We start from the raw sequence: 17920 nt of genomic DNA, 5'->3' as shown, positions 1-17920 counted from the left end.
GCGGCACAGTTCCCCGTACCGCGCAGGTCCTTGGCTAGGGGCATCACAACCCCGCGTCGGCTGTACCCCCTGCTACAGAGTCGTGGCATAAAAGGGCTTTTGAACGTTCCTCCGGGTGTCACGCCGCCGCACGCCTACGCGTAGAGGTCGCCTTTGCTCAGCAGGTACAGCAGGATGCCACCCCCCACGAGCAGGCCCAGCAGGTCACCCATCGCCAGGTCGAGCACCAGTCCGAGACCGTTGAACACGACGGTGCCGAGCCAGCCCCAGTACTGCATCGTTACCAGCCCGTAGGTGAACACCAGGCCGGCGGCGACGAACCCGAGCAACAGAACGCCCGCGATGGGTCCCAGTGGATGCGAGACGCCGAACAGCATCCCGATGGGAATGAGCGCCAACAGCGCGCCGATGACGTTCAGCACCGCGAGTATCTTGATGCCGAGCGGCGCACCGTCCCGGCTCGCCCTGCGGTCCGCCGGGCGGTCGGAGCGCCCGCTCGTCGTGGAGGTGTCGTGCGGTGGCCTTCGCATATATTCTGGTCCGAATCCGACGGAATAAGCTTTGGGCCCGACCGACAGCCCCGTTCCAGCCCGGCCGTCCTCGTGGGCATTCACCGGGTCGCCACCGTCCTTCGCGAGGAAGCCGCCGCCACGAACGAGCGGCGTCTCCTCGTCTGTCACGACGACCGTGAGGCGACCTGCACCAGTTGCTTGCCGACGTTGACGCCATCGAACAGCCCGAGGAACGCCTCGGGCGCGTTCTCCAGCCCCTCGACGACGTTCTCGCGGTAGCGGAGATCGTCGGCCGCGATCCACTCAGCGAGCTGGGCGACGGCTTCGGACTGCTGGTCCCGGCTGTAGTCGCTGACGAGGAACCCCTCGACCCGTCCCCGGGTCTCGATGAGCCCTCCGAACTTCCGGGGACCGGTCGGCTGGTCTGTCGCGTTGTAGAGGGCGATCTGTCCGCAGACGGCGACGCGACAGCGCACGTTCAACAGCGGCCACACCGCGTCGGTCACCTCGCCGCCGACGTTGTCGAAGTAGACGTCGACGCCGTCCGTCTCCTCGCGGAGCCGAGCGCGCACGTCCTCGGTCGCGTAGTTGATGCCGGCGTCGAACCCCAGTTCACCGGTGAGCCAGTCGAGCTTCTCGTCGGCACCCGCTATCCCGACCACGTGACAGCCGCCGAGTCGCGCGATCTGGCCGACGACGCTACCGACCGCTCCCGCGGCGGCGCTCACCACGACTGTCTCGCCGGGCGACGGGTCCCCCACGTCGAGGAGTCCGTGGTAGGCAGTGATGCCGGGCATCCCGAGCACGCCGAGCGCGGTCGAGACGGGCGCGCGTGACGGGTCGACAGTCCGGAGGTCGCCGCCGTCGGCGACGGCGTGTTCGGCCCACAGCAGGTTGCCGGTGACGACGTCACCTTCGGCGAAGTCGGCGTGTCTGGACGCGACGACCTCGCCGACGACGCGCGCCCGCATCGGCTCGCCAACGTCCCACGGCTCGGCGTACGACTCCGCGTCGCGCATCCGCCAGCGCATGTACGGGTCGACCGACTGGTACAGCGTTCGGACGAGCACCTCGCGGTCGTCGAGGTCCGGGAGTTCGACCCGGCGCAACTCGAAGTTCTCCGTCGTCGGTTCCCCGCGCGGCCGCGACTGCAGGAGCCATTGCCGGGTCTCAGTGGCCATGACCGGCGCACGACGGGGTGGGTCTTTACCCTTGAGTCAGCGGCGACCGACAGCCCCTTTTCGGGCCCGGCCGTCCTCACGGACATGCACCGGGTCGCCGCCGCCCTCCGCGAGGAAGCCGCCGCCACGAACGAGCGGCGCCTCCTCGTCTGTCACGGCGGGCGCGAAGCGACCTACGACGCCTGCCGTGAGGCGCTCGGCGACGTGCCGAGCGACGGCGTCACGGTCCTCTCGGAGGGCGACATCCTCCCCGCGGAACATCTCCCGCCGCGCCGCTCCGGGGAGTTGCTCGGCACCACCCGCGAGGCGGTGGTCGTCGACTGCCACGACGCCTGCCACCCGAACGCGCTCGGCCGCGCGGTCGGTGCCGTCGACGGCGGCGGCCTGCTGGTCCTGCTCGCGCCGCCGCTCGACGACTGGCCCGACCACCGCGACGGGTTCGACGAACGCCTCGTCGTCCCGCCGTTCGACCTCGACGGCGTCACGGGCCACTTCCGCGAGCGTCTCGTCGCGACGCTCCGCGTCCACCCCGGCATCGCACTCGTCGACGCCGACGCCGGCACCGTCGAACGCGACGGGCTCACCGACCCCGCGCCGCGCCTCCGCGAGGGGTCCGTGACGCCGCCGGACGACCACGCGTTTCCCCGAGCGGCGTACGACGCCTGCCTGACCGACGACCAGGTCGACGCCGTCCGCGCGCTGGAGGCGCTCGCGGACGCGAACGCGGCCGTCGTCGTGGAGGCCGACCGCGGCCGCGGGAAGTCGAGCGCCGCCGGACTGGCCGCGGGCGCCCTCGCCGCCGACGGGGCGGACGTCCTCGTCACGGCGCCGGGCTACCGCAACGCCGCCGCGGTGTTCGACCGCGCCGCGGAACTGCTGGACGCCCTCGGCACGCTCGCAGGACGGGACGACCAGGCCCACGAGGTCCGCGCGGCGAGCGGCGGCCGCGTCCGGTTTGCACCACCACCGGAGGCGAGCGAAGCCACGGCCGACGCACTGGTCGTCGACGAGGCGGCGGCGCTCCCGGTCCGCCTGCTCGATGCGTTCGCCGCCGGCGACCGGCCGGTCGCGTTCACGACGACCATCCACGGCTACGAGGGCGCAGGGCGGGGGTTTTCCGTCCGGTTCCGCGACCACCTCGCCGACTCCGACCGCGAGGTGCGGGAGCTGTCGATGAGCGAACCCATCCGCTACGCCCCGGGCGACCCCGTCGAGACGTGGGCGTTCCGCGCCCTGCTGTTCGATGCCGGCCCCGCCGTCGACCCGCTCGTCGCGGACGTCGAGGTCGGAGACCCCGAGTACGGGCCGCTCGAGACCGACGCGCTGGTCGGCGACGACCACCTGCTCCGGGAGGCGTTCGGCCTGCTCGTCGCGGCCCACTACCGGACCGAACCCGACGACCTCGCGCGCCTGCTGGACGCGCCGAACCTCACCGTGCGGGCGCTCACGCGCGACGGCCACGTGGTCGCGCTGGCACTGCTGGCGTGGGAGGGGAACCTCCCGGCGTCGACGCGGGAAGCGATGTACGAGGGGGCGTACGTCCGCGGGAACATGATTCCCGACGTGCTCACCTCGCAGTTGCGCGACCCCGAGGCCGGCGCTCCCCAGGGACTGCGCGTGATGCGCATCGCCACCCACCCGGCGGTGCGGTCGCGGGGGCTCGGTTCGCGGCTCCTCAAGGAGATACGCCGGGAGTTCGACGGCGACGTGGACTACCTCTCGGTCGGGTTCGGGGCGACGCCCGACCTCGTGCGGTTCTGGCGCGACAACGGCTACCGGACGGTTCATCTCTCGACCTCCCGGAACGACACCTCCGGCGAGTACTCGGCGCTGATGGTCGACCCCGTCTCCGAAGCAGGCCGTGCGCTCCACGACCGCACCGCGGAGTGGTTCCTCCGGCGGGTCGTGGGCGTGCTCGGGGACCCGCTCTCGGACTGCGACCCGGACGTGGTGGCGGCGGTGCTGGCGGCCGTCGACACGACGCCCGACCTCGACCTCTCCGAGCGGGAGTGGCGGCTCGTCGCCGCCACCGCGTTCGGCCCGGGCATCTACGACGTGGCGCCGTCGGCGTTCGCTCGACTGGCGCTCCGGACGCTCGTGGACGGCCGCGTCGAACCGGGCACCGACGCCGCCCGCCTGCTCGCCACGAAGGCGCTCCAGGGCCGCGACCGTGCGACGGTGACCGAGGAACTGGGCTACGTCTCGACCCGCGAGACGATGCGCTCGCTCGGGGAGGTGCTCCGGCCGCTGGTCCGTACGTACGGGCCGGAACTCGCCCAACAGGAGGCGAATCGCCATGGTTGAGATACTCGGCCTGCCGCTGTTGCCAGCGGTCGCGCTCCTGCTCTGTGTGGCGGGCGTCGTCGGGAGCATCCTCCCCGGCCTCCCGGGGGCGGTGCTGTCGCTGTCGGGCGTGTTGCTGTTCTGGTGGCATACCGGCTACACCCGGCCCGGGCCGCTCCTGCTCGCCGTCCTGCTGGGACTGGCGATGCTCGCCCTGCTTGCGGACTGGTTCGGCGGCGCCGTCGCCGCGAAGGCCGGTGGCGCCTCGACGCTCACGACGGTGGTGGCGGCCCTCGTCGGCCTCCTGCTGTTGTTCGTCGCGGGGCCGCTCGGCGTCGTGCTCGGCATCGGCGGCACCGTGTTCGCCCTGGAGTACCGCGAGAACGGCGACCCGGAGGCGAGCCTCCGCACGGCCGCCTACACAACCGTCGGGATGCTTGCGTCCGCGGCCGTGCAGGCACTGCTGACGGCGACGGTGCTCGTCGGGATGCTGTTCGTCGTGCTGTGAGGGCGCAACTGGTTTGTCGATGCGCGGGAACCCTCGGGTATGGAGTGTGCCCGCGAGGGGTGTGACCGGGACGCGGCCGTGCGGCTTCACATCCCGTGGACCGACAACGAGGAGGTCTGCACCGCTCACGCCCGCGGGTTCGTCCAGAAGGAGGGCGTCGTCGCGGAACCGCTGGACGTCGACGACTGGCGCTAGGTCCAGACGGCCATCATCACCTCGTCGACGTAGTCGTCGCCGAGGTGGTAGTGCCGCTCGCGGACGGCCTCCGTCTCCCAGCCGTGCCCTTCGAGGAACGCGATGGCCCCCTCGTTGGTCGCGGGCACCGAGTTGTACAGTTTCTCGATGCCCTGCTCGCCGGCCCACCGCACCGCCCGGTCGAGCAGGCGACCGCCGATGTCCTTCCCACGGTAGTCGGGGACGACGCCGACTGTCAGTTCGGCGGTGTGGTCGAGCGCGGCCGTCTCCGGGTGGTCGAGGTGGACCCAGCCGACCACCTCGCCGCCGACGGTGGCGACGAAGAAGTTCCGCGACTGCACCTCGTTGTGCCGGAGCAGGACGTCCTCGTGTTCCAGCGTCTCCGCGACGTTCTCCCCGACGACGTACGTCCGGTCGCCCAGCGCGTCGTGCATCGCCTCCACCAGCCCACCGAGGTCGTCCTCGTGGGCCTGCCGGATCGTCACGTCGACGCCGTCGCAGTCGTGGGTCTCTATCTCGATGTCCTCGAACGCGATGCGGAGTTCGTCCTCCTCGCGCGAGATGACACCGTCGCGTTTCAGCACGGTGACGTGTGCGCCGAACGCCTCCGGTTCCATCCCGAGTGCCTTCCGGGCCTCCTCGTAGTCGACGGTGCCGTACCGCTCGACGTACTCGTAGATGTCACGTCGGTCGCGGTGCGAGAACTCCAGGTCGTCCGAGAACTTCATGGCACCTGGTAACACTACCCAGCACTTAACAGTTTTTGCCGGCTCCGGCGCCGTCACCCGGGCGGCGTCTCGCCCGGTGCCGATGCCGCGTCCCCCCGCTCGGGCACTTTCGTCAACAGCTGGGCCACGTCGCCGATGTCGTGGGTGCGGACGAGCAGTTCCGCGGCCTCCCGGACGGTGAACTCCGGCTGGTAGTCGACGCCGTAGCAGGCGGCGTACAGCGCCAGCCAGTCGTTCATCGCGCGCTCGAGGCGGTCGAACTCGCGGTGCGAGAAGCGGACCTGCCCGTCGCCGGCCCGCGCCTGCACGTACAGGCCGACGGCCTGCCCGAACCCCTCCCGGAGAAACTCCATCGCCCGTTCCGGGTCCGGCGGGTCCGCGGGCGGGTCGAACGCGGTCCGGTCGCGCTCGGCCCGCCGGGCGAGTTCGTCGATGCGCTCGCCGTACTCCATCCTACCCCTCCTTGAACTCGACCCCTTTGCCGCCCCGGGGGTGTTCCCACTCGGTGTCCGCGACGACGGCACAGGTACCACACTCGACGCACGGCTGGGTGTCGAGGCTGACGACCTTCTCGGTGCCGCCGTTCGTCTGCACCTCCTCCTCGCGGTAACAGCCGCCGCCGAAGCCGCGGGCACTGACGGGACAGGCCGACACGGCGGCGCCCGACGCCGCCCAGGAGTTGTCCACCACCTCGATGTGGGGGTTGCCGACGTCGGTGTCGTACGTCAACTCGCCGATGCGGTCCGCGAGGTCCGGCGGCTCCACCTCGCTGGTGGCGTCGACCGGCTCCCCGAGTTCCTCCGCGATGACCGTCGGGAGCGTCACGTACGGCGTCCGCGTGTCGGGAATCATGCCCACGAGGAACGGCGAACTGTACAGCCGTTCGAGCCGGTCGCCCAGCAGGCGGACGCCGAACCGACCGACGGCGGAGTCCGCGAGGCTGTCGGTGATGCTCGCCAGCGGCTCTCGCTCCCCCAGCGACCCGGCGAGCCGGTAGCGGGTCGGCCGGAGTTTGCCCATCGTGCCGGAGTCTTCCAGTTTCTGCTGGTAGCGGTCGCCCGCCGAGTCGGGGTCGCCGCGCCCCTGTGCCTCGACGAACGCCTCCGCGGCGAGCGCGCCCGCGGTGACGGCGTGGTTCATCCCCTTGATGATGGGCCCCTGCGCCTGCATCTGGCCGGCGGCGTCGCCGACCAGCAACAAGCGGTCCTGATGGGGCGACGGGTGAGCCACCTTCTTCGAGTCGGGGACGAGCTTCGCCGCGTACTCGCGTTCGTGGTACTCGTCGCCCAGCCAGTCCGCGAGCAACGGGTGGGTGAGCAGGGCGTCGAGCAGTTCGTGTGGCTCGGCTTCCTGGGCGACCAGGCTGTCGAGGTGGAACACCGTCCCGATGGACAGCGAGTCGTCGTTGGTGTAACAGAAGCCGCCGCCGCGGACGCCCTCGAACAGGTCGCCCGAGAACAGGTGGGCTATCCCCTCGTCGCCGTCGAGGTCGAACCGGTCGTCCACGTCGGGGCAGTCGACGACGGCCTTCACGCCCTGGAACCACTCGTCCGGTTCGTCCCAGTCCATCAGGCCCGCGTCGCGGGCGAGTTCGCTGTTGACGCCGTCGGCGGCGACGATGACCTCGGCCTCGATGGGGTCGAGTTCGTCCATCGTGACGCCGACGATGTCGCCGTTCTCGCGCAACAGGCCGTTGACGCGCACGTCCGTCAGCAGGCCGCCGCCCGCCTCGCGACACCGCTCGTGGACCTCGCGAGCGAGCCACGAGTCCATCTTCCGCCGGAGCACGGCGTCGGACCACTCGGTGTCGTGTTCGTGGAGGTCGGTGATGTCGAACGACTTGACCTGGTCGCCGGAGATGTTGTGGATGTGGTAGTCCGTGATGGGTCGCTCGGCCGCGGCCTCGCGGAATCCGGGGAACAGGCCGTCGATGGTGTACGGCGCGGACCGCTCGGCGTAGATGAGGCCGCCGGAGACGTTCTTCGACCCGGCGTCCATCCCACGTTCGAGCACGAGCGTCTCGACGCCCGCGTCCGCCAGTCGGGCCGCGGCGGCCGCACCGCCGGGGCCACAGCCGACGACGACCGCCTCGTACTGTTCCCGTTCAGTCATCGCTCGTCACCTCCCCACCGTCGGCGGCGGCGGGCAGTTTCAGTTCGCCCTCGTCGAGCGAGTCGATGAACGCGGGCAATACGTCGAACAGGTCGCCCTCGATGAAGTAGTCCGAGAAGTCCCGGATGTCCGCGTCGGGGTCGGTGTTGATGGAGACGATGGTGTCGGACTCGTCCATCCCGACCTTGTGCTGGATGGCGCCCGACACGCCCGCCGCGATGTAGAGGGTGGGCTCGACGACCTGGCCCGTCTCGCCTATCTGTCGTTCCTCCTTGGCGTACTGCTCGACGTGACCCTCGAAGTCGTACGAGGAGGTGACGATGCCGCGGGTGATGCCGAGCGCGGCGTCCTCGAACGCGTCGGTGAGTTCGACGCCGAGTTCCATCCCGCGGGTGGGGTCGCGGCCGATGCCACGGCCCATGCAGACGACCACCTCGTGGCCCGTGAGGTCGATGCCGCCCTCGACGGTGTCGTACTCCGTGACCTCGACGCGGAACCAGTCCTCGTCGAGGTCGGTCTCGTGTTCGACCACCTCCCCCTCGCGCTCGGGTTCGGGGTCGGGTACCTCGAAACTGCCCGGGATGACCGAGCCACCCTGCGGGTGGAACTCCCGGTTCGGGTTGTCGAGACAGAGGATGGTCGAGTACTCGAAGCCGGAGAAGTCCGGCCGCTTCATGTGGAGGACGCGCTCGAACTCCTTTTTGTCGCCGGCGGTGCCGACCTTCACCGGGTTGGAGATGACCGTGTCCTCGATGTACAGCCCCGAGCAGTCCGACGCGAGCCCCGAGTCGAGTTCCGCCTGCACCTGCGCCGAGAGGTCGCGGCCGTTGTTCGTCGCCGGGAACAGGACGTATCGGGGTTCGTCGTACCCCTTCCAGTCGTAGTCGGCGCGGGCCATGTCGCAGAACACCTCGGTGTACGGCTTGTGGCGGAACCGTTCGAGTTGCGGGTCCTCCTGGTAGACCACCCGGTCGGCGCCGTAGCTGATGCACTCGTCGGCGAGCCGTTCCACGTCGTCGCCGACGAGAACGGCGACCACGTCCTCCTCGTCGCCGTAGTCGTCGGCGTAGCCGTCCATCATCTCGCGGGCCTTGCCGAGCATCTCGCGGGAGACGTCGATGAGTTCGCCCTGCTGGGTCTCACAGTACACCCACATGTCCGCGTAGGTGCCGTCCTCCAGCGCGCGGACGTGCCGTTTGTCCGCGGTCGGGTGGTCGAGGTCGGGGTGTTTCTCCTCCGGAGAGAGCTGTTCCTCGTCGCTCTCCTCCTCGTCGCTCCCCTGGACGGAGTCGATGCGCTGGTTGATGAGTCGCTTGACGGAGCCGCGGTCCTCGCCGTCCTCCTCGGCGGCCAGCATCGCCTCCAACTCCTCGACGTCGTCCATCCCCTTCACCGCGTTCCCGACGTCGGCGGGCGACATCTCGGTGACGTCGCGCTCCTCCTCGCCGTCGTCGTCGTCCTCGGTGAACTTCTCGATGCGGCTCTCGATGAGCGTGACCGCGCCCGCCCGGTCCTCGCCCGCCTTCTCCGCTTCGAGGATGGCCTCCAGTTCGTCGACGTCTTCGACGTCTTTCAGCGCGGGTCCGAGTTCCGCGATGTCGTACTCGCCGGGGTCGAGTTCCGGCACGGTCAGTCACCCCCCGCGGCGAAGCCGCGCATCTCGTCGAACACTTGTTCCATCCCCTCGCTGTCGTCGGGCGTCACCATCGTCGCCTCCCGTTCGGCCGGCGCCTTCGGGATGGGGTCGACGCTGGAGACGATGGTCGGGGAGCCGTCCAGTCCGATGTAGTCGGGGTCGAGGTTGAGGTCGGCGTGGTCCCACACGGTGAGGTGGTCCTCGTAGTCGGGCGCGCGCTCTTCCGTCTCCTCGCGGAGGTCCTTCAGTTTCAGCCGCTCCTCCGCGCGCCGGTAGGTCGGTTCGAACTCGGGGTCCGCGACGATGAACGCCGGCATCGGCGCCTCCACGGTCTCTATCTCCTCGATGTCGCCCTCGACCAGCCGCTTCGCCCGGACCGTGTTCGCCTCGGGGTCGACGTCGAGCGCGACGACGTGGGTGATGACGGGCGCGTCCTCACACCAGCAGGTCTGGAGGCCGGTGTGGCCAGTCTCCCCGTCGGCGGTCTTGAAGCCGGCGAACACGAGGTCCGGCGACTCCTCCAGTTTTTCGAGCCCCGTCGAGAGCGTGATGGCCGTCGCCCACGTGTCGGCCGCGGCCATCTCGCGGTCCGACAGCAGGTAGAGGTCGTCGGCGTACACCGACTCCATCGCCTCGCCCAGCACCTCCTTGTACCCCGGCGGGCCCATGCTCATGACGCTCAACTGGCCGTCGTGACGGACCTTGGTCTGGAGTGCCGCGCGAAGTGCGTGCTTGTCGTTGGGGTTCATGACCGTCGGCGTCTCGCCGCGTTCCAGATGTCCGTCCTCGTCGAACGACACCTGGCCCTCGCGGAAGTCCGGGACGCCCTTGGTCAGTGCCACCATGCGTACAGATGTCATATCTCATGTGGCAATACTGCCGACACCCCTTATCTTTTGTTGCGGATCGGTCCGCCGGACGGCGAAAACGAGGTGTCGAAACGACGGAGCAGGAGCTACGGACGCGGTGGACGAGCGCCGCCGAGCCGTCCGCTCAGGTGCGGCCGGCGCGTCCGGGGTCGACGTCGATGGCGTCGACCGGGCAGACGTCGACACACAGCATGCAGTCGATGCACTGGCTCTCCCGGACGGGGTCGGCTTTGAGTTCGCTCTCCGGGTGGTCGGGCGTGTCGACCCACTCGAACACGTCGACGGGACAGTCCTCCAGACAAGCGCCGTCGGCGATACAGATGTCGAAGTCGACCGCGACGTGGGTGCCGTGGATACCCAGCGTCTCCGGTTCCTCGACTGGCCCCCAGACGTCGTGGCCGTCGTGCTCCTCGACGACTTCTCGGTTCTCTTCGAACTGCGGGTCGATAGCCATGTGTGGCAATCCTTGGCAGGTTACTTAAATTTAGGTGCGAACGCCGGGGGCGTCAGGGCCCGCCCTTACGGACCCTCAGGGATGTGCGTAGTAGCAGACCGTCTCCCGCTCGGAGTGCTCGTCGATGCGTGCGAAGCCGACGCGCTCGAACTGGAGCAGTTCGCCCTCGTCGTAGTCGGTGATGCCGGGTTCCGCGAAGCAGGCCACGTCGCCGTCCATCGTCCGCAAACGTACCGACCGGGAGCCCTCGACGGGCACCCAGTGGACGACGGGGACCCCCTCCTCGCGCACCAGCGAGATGTCCTCGTCCGTGTAGACGAGCGTGTCGCCTTCGCGGCCGACGGGACCGAACCCCTTCAGCCAGACGCGCTCGCCCACCTCGGGGGCGTCCTCGCTCTCGATGAGCACGGCGTCGCCGACGGGGATGTCGCGGTCGCCGCGCTCCTCGTGGTTCGGGTGCCGCGGCGGGTGGGCCACTTCGGGGCCGCCCCGGAGGTCGAATCGGACGCCCTCGCGGACGCAGAACGCCCGGTCCGTCTCCTCGTCGACGAGGTCCCGGTTGTTCGCGTAGATGGTCGACATCGCGAGGTCGACGTTCGACGTGGAGGTGCCCAGTCCGACCATCGACTCGACGATGGCCTCGCCGCGGATGCCCCGCCGCCGGACGGATTTGATGGTGGGCGCGCGCGGGTCGTCCCAGCCGTCGAGTTCGCCCGCCTCGATGCGCTCCCGGATGGTCGAGGTGGACATCGACACGTCGTAGGCGTCTATCTGGACGTGCCCCCAGTGCATCACCTCGGGGTACTCCCAGTCGAAGTAGTCGTAGAGGAACCGCTGGCGTTTCGCGGAGTCCTGCAGGTCGATGCCACGGATGATGTGGGTGACGCCGGTGAGGTGGTCGTCGACGCCCGACTGGAAGTCGAGCATCGGCCAGCAGCGGTAGTCGGCCGCCTCCTCTCTGGGGTGTGGCGTGTCTATCATCCGGAACGCCACCCAGTCGCGCAGCGCGGGATTTTTGTGCTCGATGTCGGTCTTGACCCGCAGCACCATCTCGCCCGACGAGTAGTCGCCCGCGACCATCGCCTCGAACTCCTCGCGAACCGTCTCGACGTCCTTGTCGCGGTGGGGACACGGCTCCGCGTCGTTCTTCAACTCCGAGAACGCCTCGCCCGAACACGAACAGGTGTACGCGCCACCCGCCTCGACGAGGTCCCGGGCGTGCTCGTAGTACGTCTCCACCCTGTCGCTGGCTCTGATGACCTCGTCGGGGTCGAACCCGAGGTAGTCGATGTCGTCGAGGATGGCGTCGTACGCGTCGAGGTCCGGGCGCTTCGTCTCCGGGTCGGTGTCGTCGAACCGGACGATGAAGGAGCCGTCGTACCGCTGTTTGTAGGTTCCGATGACCGACGGCATCCGGGCGTGGCCGAGATGCCACGGCCCGTTCGGATTCGGCGCGGCGCGCATCCGCACCTCGTCGTACTCATCGACGTTCGGGAGGTCCGGCAGGTCGTGGTGGTCCTCCTCCTCGGCCTCGAGTTCCTCGACCGCGTCGGGGTCGAGTTCCGCCAGACGCTCGCGCTTCTCCGCCTCGGGGAGCCCGTTGACCCGCTCGATGACCGGCGCGATGACGCCCGGAATCTCGTCGCCGTGCTCGCGGAACGCGGGGTTCTCGCCCATCATCGGCCCCATGATGGCCCCCACCTGTGCGTCGCTACCGTGCTTGAGCGCGTTGAACAGCGCGGCCCGCTCGGCCTCGCGTTCGACCCGCTCGCGAAGGTCGTCGTCCATTAGCGGGTGCAAGACCGCGGGGGGCGAAAAGCCCGTGGATTCTCGGGCGCTTCGACGCGATTCGTGGGCGACTACGACGTCAGGCCGGCGTCCGAGTTGTGCGTGACTGGCGACGTCACCGATACGGCGGTACGGCAAGACGCGGCTACCAGGGACGGGGGGCGCTCCGGTACTATGCGGATTCATATCAGACGGCCGTCGAAATATACCGGATGGACGCAACACGAATCGTTGCAGCGGGGTCTGTTGGCCTCGCTGGGATGGTTTGGGGCTGGCTTCCACTCCGGTTTCTCCTCACGGGCGGTAACTCGGGATTCGGCATCCTCCTCGCACTGCTCGGGGTGATACTCGGGGCCGCCATCGTCGCGGCGAGCGTGCTCGTGTATCGGAGTGACATCGCCACAAGAGGCGTGGCTCGTATCGCCGGCTGGCACGCCCTCGGGATCGCCGTGCTGGGGCTGATACTCGGGCTCGTCGAACTGTACGCCCCCGGCTCCATTCCGCTGTTTGCGTCGGCGGACATCATCCTGGCCAGCGCGTTCGCCCATCTCCTCATCGGTTACAACGACGTCCGCCAGATTCGAGCCGACGAACTGGCCGACCGCACCCAACGACTCGACGTGTTGAGTCAGGTACTCCGGCACAATCTCCGCACCGAAGCCCAGCTACTGCTCGGCCACGCCGACGACATTCAGCGGAGCGAGACGGTAGACGCGGCCCGCGCGGGTGCCGACCAAGTCCAACAGAGCGCCGAGTCGCTGACCGCGCTCAATCAGAAGGTCGGCGAGGTTTACTGGGCGATGGAGTTCGACGCGGCCGATGCATCACCCACACCGGTCGGGGCGACCCTCGAGTCGGTGGCGGCGCAGTACCGCGGCGACGCGGACGTGACTGTCGACTGCTCGTGTTCGCCCGAGGCGTCAGTTGCCGCCGGCGAGCGACTGGAACGGGCGCTCGGCTATCTCGTGGACGATGCCCTCGTCGGCAACACCGCGAGCCCCGAGGTGACGCTGGCCGCCGACGCGGTCGAAGATAAAATCGAACTGAGCGTCGAAAGCCGGGGCGGTCAAATCACCGACGGCGAGCGTGAGCTTCTGGACGGTGACGCGGACATCACTCAGCTCAACCACTCGCGCGATATCGACCTGTGGGTCGCTCAGTGGATTACGAACGCGTACGGCGGGCAGTTCCATATCGTCGAGAACACACCGGGAAGTCGCATCGAGCTACGGTTCCCCCGCGTCAGCGTCTGAGACGCTACTCGATTGGTTTGGGGAGTCGAGCCCGACGGTGCGAGACCCCCGGGCAGAGAGTGCGCTAGTACTCCCGCTCGACGAGGAAGTCGGCGATGTCGGCAAGCAACGACCGCGCTTCCGTCTCCGGGAGACACTCGAGTCGACCCTTGCCGGAGGCGACGAGGTCGTCGGCCATCTCGCGAGCGAACTCGATGGACCCGGCCTCGCGGAGCTGTTCGACCGCGGCGTCGATGTCCGCCTCGGTGACGTTCTCCGGGTCGTCGGCGTCGACCAGGCCGTCGACGTCGACGCCGTTGTCGCGGGCGTGAAGGGTGACGACAGTCCGCTTCCCCTCGACGAGGTCCGACCCGCGCTGTTTGCCGAGTTTCTCGCTCGGGGTGGTGAGGTCGAGCAAGTCGTCCTGAATCTGGAACGCGCGACCGATGTCGAGCCCGTAGCCGTGGAGCGCGTCGACCGTCTCCTCGTCGGCCCCGAGCAGGATAGCCGGGATGGAGGCGGCGGCGGCGTACAGCACCGCCGTCTTCAACTCGACCATCTCGAGATACTCGTCGGTCGTCACGTCGCCGCGCTCCTCGAACTCGACGTCGAACGCCTGCCCCTCGCAGATTTCGGTACAGGTGGTGGCGAGTTCGTCGAGCGCGCGCACCTCCCGCTCGGCGGGCGCGTCGGTGGCGAGCATGTACTCGAACGCCTTCGAGTATAGGGTGTCGCCTGCGAGGATGGCGGTCTCGAGGTCGTACTCGCGGTGGACCGCCGGCACGCCCCGTCGGAGGTCGTCGTCGTCCATGATGTCGTCGTGGATGAGCGTGAACGACTGGATGACCTCGATGGAGACGGCGGCGGACATCACGTCCACCTGCCCGCCCGTGAGGTCGGGGAACGCCCGGTACTGTTCCGAGCAGGGTTCCGCTTCGGCGAGCGCCTCCGCGGCCAGCAGAAGCACCGTCGGCCGGAGCCGCTTGCCGCCCGCGTCGAGCAGATAGCGGGACGCCTCGTACAGCCGCTCCGGTTCGGTCACCGGAAGCTGTTCGCGGATGGCGGTGTTGACCGCCTCGCGGCGGTCCTCGATGGCACCGCGGACGCGCTCTTCGACGCTCATTCGGTCAGCTGGATGATGTTCCCGTTGGAGGTGACGTGGAGGTCACGCCCCAGCGTGTACCCCTTCTTCGCGGCGAGGTCCACGTACGGCGCGAACCCCTTCATGTCCTGGTGGGCCGGGATGACGTGCTTGGGTTCGAGCGCGTCGAGCATCGCGTAGTGGCCCTCCTCGCGGAGGTGCCCCGAGACGTGGATGTCGTCGTAGATGCGAGCGCCCTGCATGCCGAGCAACTGCTCGGACTGGTAGCGCTGGCCCTCGTTCGTCGGCTCCGGGATGACGCGGGCCGAGAAGATGACCTTGTCGCCCTCGTCCAGTTCGTACGGCGTCTCGCCGCGCCCCATCCGGGTGAGCATCGCGCGTGGCTCGCCCTGGTGGCCCGTGACGATAGGGAGGTAGTCCTCCTTCCCCTCGTTCATGATGCGCTTGAACGTCCGGTCGACGCTCTTGCGGTGGCCGTACATCCCCAGGTCGCCCGGGAAGTCGACGAAGCCGAGTCGCTCGGCGGTGCCGGAGTACTTCTCCATCGACCGCCCCAGCAGGACGGGCTGGCGACCGATGTCCTTGGCGAACTCGACCAGCGACTTCACGCGGGCGATGTGACTGGAGAACGTGGTGGCGACGATGCCGCCGTCGTAATCCTCGACGGAGGTCATCACGTCGCGCAGATGCCGGCGCGCGACCGACTCCGAGGGCGTACGGCCCTTTCGGCCCGCGTTCGTACAGTCCTCGATGTACGCGAGTACGCCCGCGCCCTCGCGGCCGATCTCGCGGAACCGCTTCATGTCGATGGGGTCGCCGATGACCGGCGTGTGGTCCATCCGCTTGTCGAGGCCGTACACCACGGCGCCCTCCGGCGTGTGGAGCACGGGGTTGATGGCGTCGATGATGGAGTGGGTGACGTTGACGAACTCGAGTTCGACCTTGTCGGAGTCACCGATTTTCATCCGTTCGCCGGCGTCCATCTTCACGAGGTCGTTCTGGACCCCGAACTTCTCCTCGCCCTCTATCTGCTGTTTCACCAGTTCGATGGTGAACGGCGTCGCCACGATGGGCGCGTCGTAGCGGTGTGCCAGCTTCGAGATGGCGCCGATGTGGTCCAGGTGGCCGTGGGTCGGCACGATGGCCTGCACGTCACCCTGAATGTCGGACATGACGCGGTCGTCCGGGATGGCCCCCATGTCGATGAGGTCCAGGCTGTGCATCCGCTCGGTCTCGACGTTGTCGTGGATGAGGACCTTCGACAGGTTCAGCCCCATGTCGAAGATGACGACGTCGTCGCCGGCCCGCACGGCAGTCATCTGCCGGCCGACATCCTCGTAGCCGCCGATTGTTGCGATTTCGACTTCCATAGTTGTGTCTGCCGAGGAAGGGTCGCCCCCTGAATGCGGCGTCCGTGGGGAACCGGCGAACACGCGCGACTACGAGCCGCGGCGACGGCCGTCGGAACCGCACAGGCTCACAGCGAGCCCGAGCGGCCGTCTCCGTCCGTCGTGGCCGGTCGCCCACACCACACCCAGGGGCGACCGTATCTCGGTTACCGAGACGTTTCTCACCGAGGGTTAAAAGTCTCGTGGGTCACGCTCGCCGGCTACAGCGGGCCCACGATGCCGACCAGAAGGAGGCTCACGCCGACAAGCAGGGCGACGGCCCCGCCGACGAGATACCAGACGGCGTCGCCCCGGTCATCTACGAGTTCCTGTTCGGAGGCGTTGGCGACGAGAAACAGGTCGGCGTCCGCGTAGCCGTCGTCCGCGTGGGGGACGAGTTCGTAGTCGTTGGCGCCGAACTCCCGGGCGTTCGACCGCGTGGCGGTGCCGTGGACGTACACCTCGTCGCCGGGGCGTATCAGCGACTGTCGGTACTTCCGGTCGCCGACCTGCTGGCCCCAGTCGAGCGCCGAGATGAGCGCGCGGTTCGGGTCGCCGGGCGTCGACTCCAGTTCGAGGAACTCCCGTATCGGTCGTGGGGGCTCCTCGTCGGCGCCCACCTCGACGACGTCCTCGCCGGAGACGTCGAACGTCGCACCCGCAGGCAACACGAGCACGCGGTCGGTACCGTCGTCGACGTAGAACGGCGTCTTCACGACGCCGGAGCCCTCGCTCCGCCAGCTGGACGTCTTTCCCGACTCCTCCCACTCCTCGATTTCCCACTCGGCGACGAGACAGTCCGCCTCGGAGAACGGCGCGCGTATCGGGCCGCCGCCTGCCGGTTCTGCGCGGCCGACCACCTCAGCCGGCCCAGGTGTCAGTGAGAGCACGTCCGTGGTTTCGGTGCCGGCGATGGTCTCGCGTTCGTGGCGACGCCGGCGGCCGTGAACCAGCGCGACCGCACCGACCACGACCCCGAGCAGGCCCGCGAAAAGCACCACGGGGTTCACCGGCACTCACCGCTGGAGGGGCACATACCCGGACGTGCGGCCCGGACGTCAAAAATCAGTACGGTGAGCGGGAGACGTTGTGCCCACCGTCGACGGTGTAGTACGCGCCGGTCACGTAGGCGCTTGCTGGCGACGCGAGGAACACCGCCAGCGGGATGCAGTCCGCCGGCGTTCCGAACCGGTCGGCGACCAGTTCCTCCATCACCTGCTCCGGGAGGGCGCCGCCGGCCGCCTCCGTCACCCCCTCCGTCTCGATGATGCCCGGCGCGATGGTGTTCGCGCGGACGCCGTGTCGGGCCCACTCCGAGGCGACGGTCTGCATCAGGTTGTGGACGCCCGCCTTCCCCGCGCCGGAGTGGGCGTGGAACGGCGCGCCGCCCACGGAGTTGGTCGCGCCCATGGCGATGATGGAGCCGCCGCCGTTGTCGACCATCTCCTCGCCGACCGACATCGTGCAGTAGGCGGTCCCGTCGAGGATGGTACCGACGACGGCGCGCCAGCCGTTCGCCGAGAGGTCCTCGAACGGCGTCAGGAAGTTCGCCCCGGCGTTGTTCACCAGCACGGTCGGCGCGCCCAGTTCCGCGACGACGGTCTCGGTCATCTCGTCGACACGCTCCTTCTCGCGGATGTCGACGGTCGTCGCGCACGCGTTCTGCCCCCGCTGTTCGATGGCCTCTGCGACCGGTTCGAGGTGGTCCATGTTCCGCGAGGCGACGGCCACGTCGGCGCCCAACTCGGCGTACGCTTTCGCTATCTCCTCGCCGATGCCCGTGCCGCCGCCGGTGACGAGCGCGACTTCTCCCTCCAGGAGGTCGTCGGCGAACAGGTCGGTTGCGGGTGGCGTCTCCGGCCACGCATCACTCATCGACACCACCTGCGGGATGCTCCGGTAGCATGGGTCGGTGACTCGCCCGAACGTCTG

At 68.9% G+C, this 17920-nt stretch carries 17 protein-coding genes; 4 read left to right on the top strand and 13 right to left on the bottom strand.

The features are described 5' to 3' along the window. Window positions 1-134: 134 nt before the first annotated feature. Together NL112_RS14045 and NL112_RS14040 are read right to left on the bottom strand one after the other, a co-directional pair. Complete coding sequence (locus NL112_RS14045; protein ID WP_255149472.1) at window positions 135-530, bottom strand: hypothetical protein; 396 nt, start codon at window positions 528-530, stop codon at window positions 135-137. Window positions 531-676: 146 nt separating this feature from the next. After that, complete coding sequence (locus NL112_RS14040; protein ID WP_255149471.1) at window positions 677-1693, bottom strand: NADP-dependent oxidoreductase; 1017 nt, start codon at window positions 1691-1693, stop codon at window positions 677-679. A gap of 84 nt (window positions 1694-1777) precedes the next feature. Here NL112_RS14040 and tmcA point away from each other — a divergent pair, with 84 nt between their 5' ends. From tmcA to NL112_RS14025, 3 genes are read left to right on the top strand one after another with little or no spacing between them, the layout of a single operon-like run. Continuing rightward, window positions 1778-3997 (top strand): tRNA(Met) cytidine acetyltransferase TmcA, encoded by a 2220-nt coding sequence (tmcA, locus tag NL112_RS14035; RefSeq protein WP_255149470.1) that lies wholly within the window; start codon window positions 1778-1780, stop codon window positions 3995-3997. Then, window positions 3990-4484 carry a DUF456 family protein gene (locus NL112_RS14030; RefSeq protein ID WP_255149469.1) on the top strand — a complete coding sequence of 165 codons (495 nt, stop codon included), beginning with the start codon at window positions 3990-3992 and terminating at the stop codon, window positions 4482-4484. Before tmcA ends, NL112_RS14030 begins: the two co-directional genes overlap by 8 nt. A 39-nt stretch (window positions 4485-4523) precedes the next feature. Beyond that, a complete protein-coding gene (locus NL112_RS14025; RefSeq protein ID WP_255149468.1) occupies window positions 4524-4679 on the top strand; it encodes a DUF8014 family protein in 156 nt (51 codons plus the stop codon). Here NL112_RS14025 and NL112_RS14020 read toward each other — a convergent pair. From NL112_RS14020 to NL112_RS13990, 7 genes are all read right to left on the bottom strand, one after another. Next, window positions 4676-5407, bottom strand: coding sequence for a GNAT family N-acetyltransferase (locus NL112_RS14020; protein WP_255149467.1), 732 nt, complete (start codon window positions 5405-5407; stop codon window positions 4676-4678). The genes NL112_RS14025 and NL112_RS14020 overlap by 4 nt on opposite strands. Window positions 5408-5460: 53 nt before the next feature. Beyond that, on the bottom strand, window positions 5461-5859 hold the full coding sequence (locus tag NL112_RS14015) for a DUF8055 family protein (RefSeq protein ID WP_255149466.1): 399 nt from the start codon (window positions 5857-5859) through the stop codon (window positions 5461-5463). 1 nt (window position 5860) lies between these two features. Continuing rightward, window positions 5861-7519 carry an FAD-dependent monooxygenase gene (locus NL112_RS14010; RefSeq protein ID WP_255149465.1) on the bottom strand — a complete coding sequence of 553 codons (1659 nt, stop codon included), beginning with the start codon at window positions 7517-7519 and terminating at the stop codon, window positions 5861-5863. Continuing rightward, window positions 7512-9146, bottom strand: coding sequence for an electron transfer flavoprotein subunit alpha/FixB family protein (locus NL112_RS14005; protein ID WP_255149464.1), 1635 nt, complete (start codon window positions 9144-9146; stop codon window positions 7512-7514). Before NL112_RS14005 ends, NL112_RS14010 begins: the two co-directional genes overlap by 8 nt. A 2-nt stretch (window positions 9147-9148) precedes the next feature. Beyond that, window positions 9149-10015, bottom strand: a complete 867-nt coding sequence (locus NL112_RS14000; RefSeq protein WP_255149463.1) for an electron transfer flavoprotein subunit beta/FixA family protein — start codon at window positions 10013-10015, stop codon at window positions 9149-9151. Between the two features lie 133 nt (window positions 10016-10148). Beyond that, the gene (locus tag NL112_RS13995; protein WP_255149462.1) at window positions 10149-10478 is read right to left on the bottom strand and encodes a 4Fe-4S dicluster domain-containing protein; all 330 of its coding nucleotides are present in this window, start codon (window positions 10476-10478) and stop codon (window positions 10149-10151) included. Window positions 10479-10553: 75 nt separating this feature from the next. Beyond that, entirely contained in the window at window positions 10554-12266 is a 1713-nt protein-coding gene (locus NL112_RS13990) for a glutamate--tRNA ligase (RefSeq protein WP_255149461.1), read from the bottom strand. 212 nt (window positions 12267-12478) lie between these two features. On the opposite strand from NL112_RS13990, the gene NL112_RS13985 reads away from it, so the two are divergent. Next, window positions 12479-13519, top strand: coding sequence for a hypothetical protein (locus NL112_RS13985; RefSeq protein ID WP_255149460.1), 1041 nt, complete (start codon window positions 12479-12481; stop codon window positions 13517-13519). Between the two features lie 64 nt (window positions 13520-13583). Here NL112_RS13985 and idsA3 read toward each other — a convergent pair whose 3' ends face one another. The 4 genes from idsA3 to NL112_RS13965 all read right to left on the bottom strand — a co-directional run bounded on the left by idsA3 (window position 13584) and on the right by NL112_RS13965 (window position 17863). Then, entirely contained in the window at window positions 13584-14621 is a 1038-nt protein-coding gene (idsA3, locus tag NL112_RS13980) for a geranylfarnesyl diphosphate synthase (protein ID WP_255149459.1), read from the bottom strand. Further along, window positions 14618-15970, bottom strand: coding sequence for a ribonuclease J (locus NL112_RS13975; RefSeq protein WP_255149458.1), 1353 nt, complete (start codon window positions 15968-15970; stop codon window positions 14618-14620). The genes idsA3 and NL112_RS13975 overlap by 4 nt, the downstream gene beginning before the upstream one ends. A 239-nt stretch (window positions 15971-16209) precedes the next feature. After that, the gene (locus NL112_RS13970) at window positions 16210-16998 is read right to left on the bottom strand and encodes an E3 ubiquitin ligase family protein (RefSeq protein WP_255149457.1); all 789 of its coding nucleotides are present in this window, start codon (window positions 16996-16998) and stop codon (window positions 16210-16212) included. Window positions 16999-17053: 55 nt separating this feature from the next. Beyond that, window positions 17054-17863, bottom strand: a complete 810-nt coding sequence (locus NL112_RS13965; RefSeq protein WP_255149456.1) for an SDR family oxidoreductase — start codon at window positions 17861-17863, stop codon at window positions 17054-17056. Between the last annotated feature and the right edge of the window lie 57 nt (window positions 17864-17920).

The sequence above is a fragment of the Halorarius halobius genome (genome assembly GCF_024298865.1).
Lineage (GTDB): Archaea > Halobacteriota > Halobacteria > Halobacteriales > Haloarculaceae > Halorarius > Halorarius halobius.
Note: the sequence above shows the minus strand (reverse complement) of the source record. Positions and strands in the feature narration are given on the sequence as shown.

What these genes read in the sequence shown, in the direction of transcription:
- NL112_RS14045 (WP_255149472.1), bottom strand. Translation starts at nt 530, where the DNA reads ATGCGAAGGCCACCGCACGACACCTCCACGACGAGCGGGCGCTCCGAC.
- NL112_RS14040 (WP_255149471.1), bottom strand. Translation starts at nt 1,693, where the DNA reads ATGGCCACTGAGACCCGGCAATGGCTCCTGCAGTCGCGGCCGCGCGGG.
- tmcA (WP_255149470.1), top strand. Translation starts at nt 1,778, where the DNA reads ATGCACCGGGTCGCCGCCGCCCTCCGCGAGGAAGCCGCCGCCACGAAC.
- NL112_RS14030 (WP_255149469.1), top strand. Translation starts at nt 3,990, where the DNA reads ATGGTTGAGATACTCGGCCTGCCGCTGTTGCCAGCGGTCGCGCTCCTG.
- NL112_RS14025 (WP_255149468.1), top strand. Translation starts at nt 4,524, where the DNA reads ATGGAGTGTGCCCGCGAGGGGTGTGACCGGGACGCGGCCGTGCGGCTT.
- NL112_RS14020 (WP_255149467.1), bottom strand. Translation starts at nt 5,407, where the DNA reads ATGAAGTTCTCGGACGACCTGGAGTTCTCGCACCGCGACCGACGTGAC.
- NL112_RS14015 (WP_255149466.1), bottom strand. Translation starts at nt 5,859, where the DNA reads ATGGAGTACGGCGAGCGCATCGACGAACTCGCCCGGCGGGCCGAGCGC.
- NL112_RS14010 (WP_255149465.1), bottom strand. Translation starts at nt 7,519, where the DNA reads ATGACTGAACGGGAACAGTACGAGGCGGTCGTCGTCGGCTGTGGCCCC.
- NL112_RS14000 (WP_255149463.1), bottom strand. Translation starts at nt 10,015, where the DNA reads ATGACATCTGTACGCATGGTGGCACTGACCAAGGGCGTCCCGGACTTC.
- NL112_RS13995 (WP_255149462.1), bottom strand. Translation starts at nt 10,478, where the DNA reads ATGGCTATCGACCCGCAGTTCGAAGAGAACCGAGAAGTCGTCGAGGAG.
- NL112_RS13990 (WP_255149461.1), bottom strand. Translation starts at nt 12,266, where the DNA reads ATGGACGACGACCTTCGCGAGCGGGTCGAACGCGAGGCCGAGCGGGCC.
- NL112_RS13985 (WP_255149460.1), top strand. Translation starts at nt 12,479, where the DNA reads ATGGACGCAACACGAATCGTTGCAGCGGGGTCTGTTGGCCTCGCTGGG.
- idsA3 (WP_255149459.1), bottom strand. Translation starts at nt 14,621, where the DNA reads ATGAGCGTCGAAGAGCGCGTCCGCGGTGCCATCGAGGACCGCCGCGAG.
- NL112_RS13975 (WP_255149458.1), bottom strand. Translation starts at nt 15,970, where the DNA reads ATGGAAGTCGAAATCGCAACAATCGGCGGCTACGAGGATGTCGGCCGG.
- NL112_RS13965 (WP_255149456.1), bottom strand. Translation starts at nt 17,863, where the DNA reads ATGAGTGATGCGTGGCCGGAGACGCCACCCGCAACCGACCTGTTCGCC.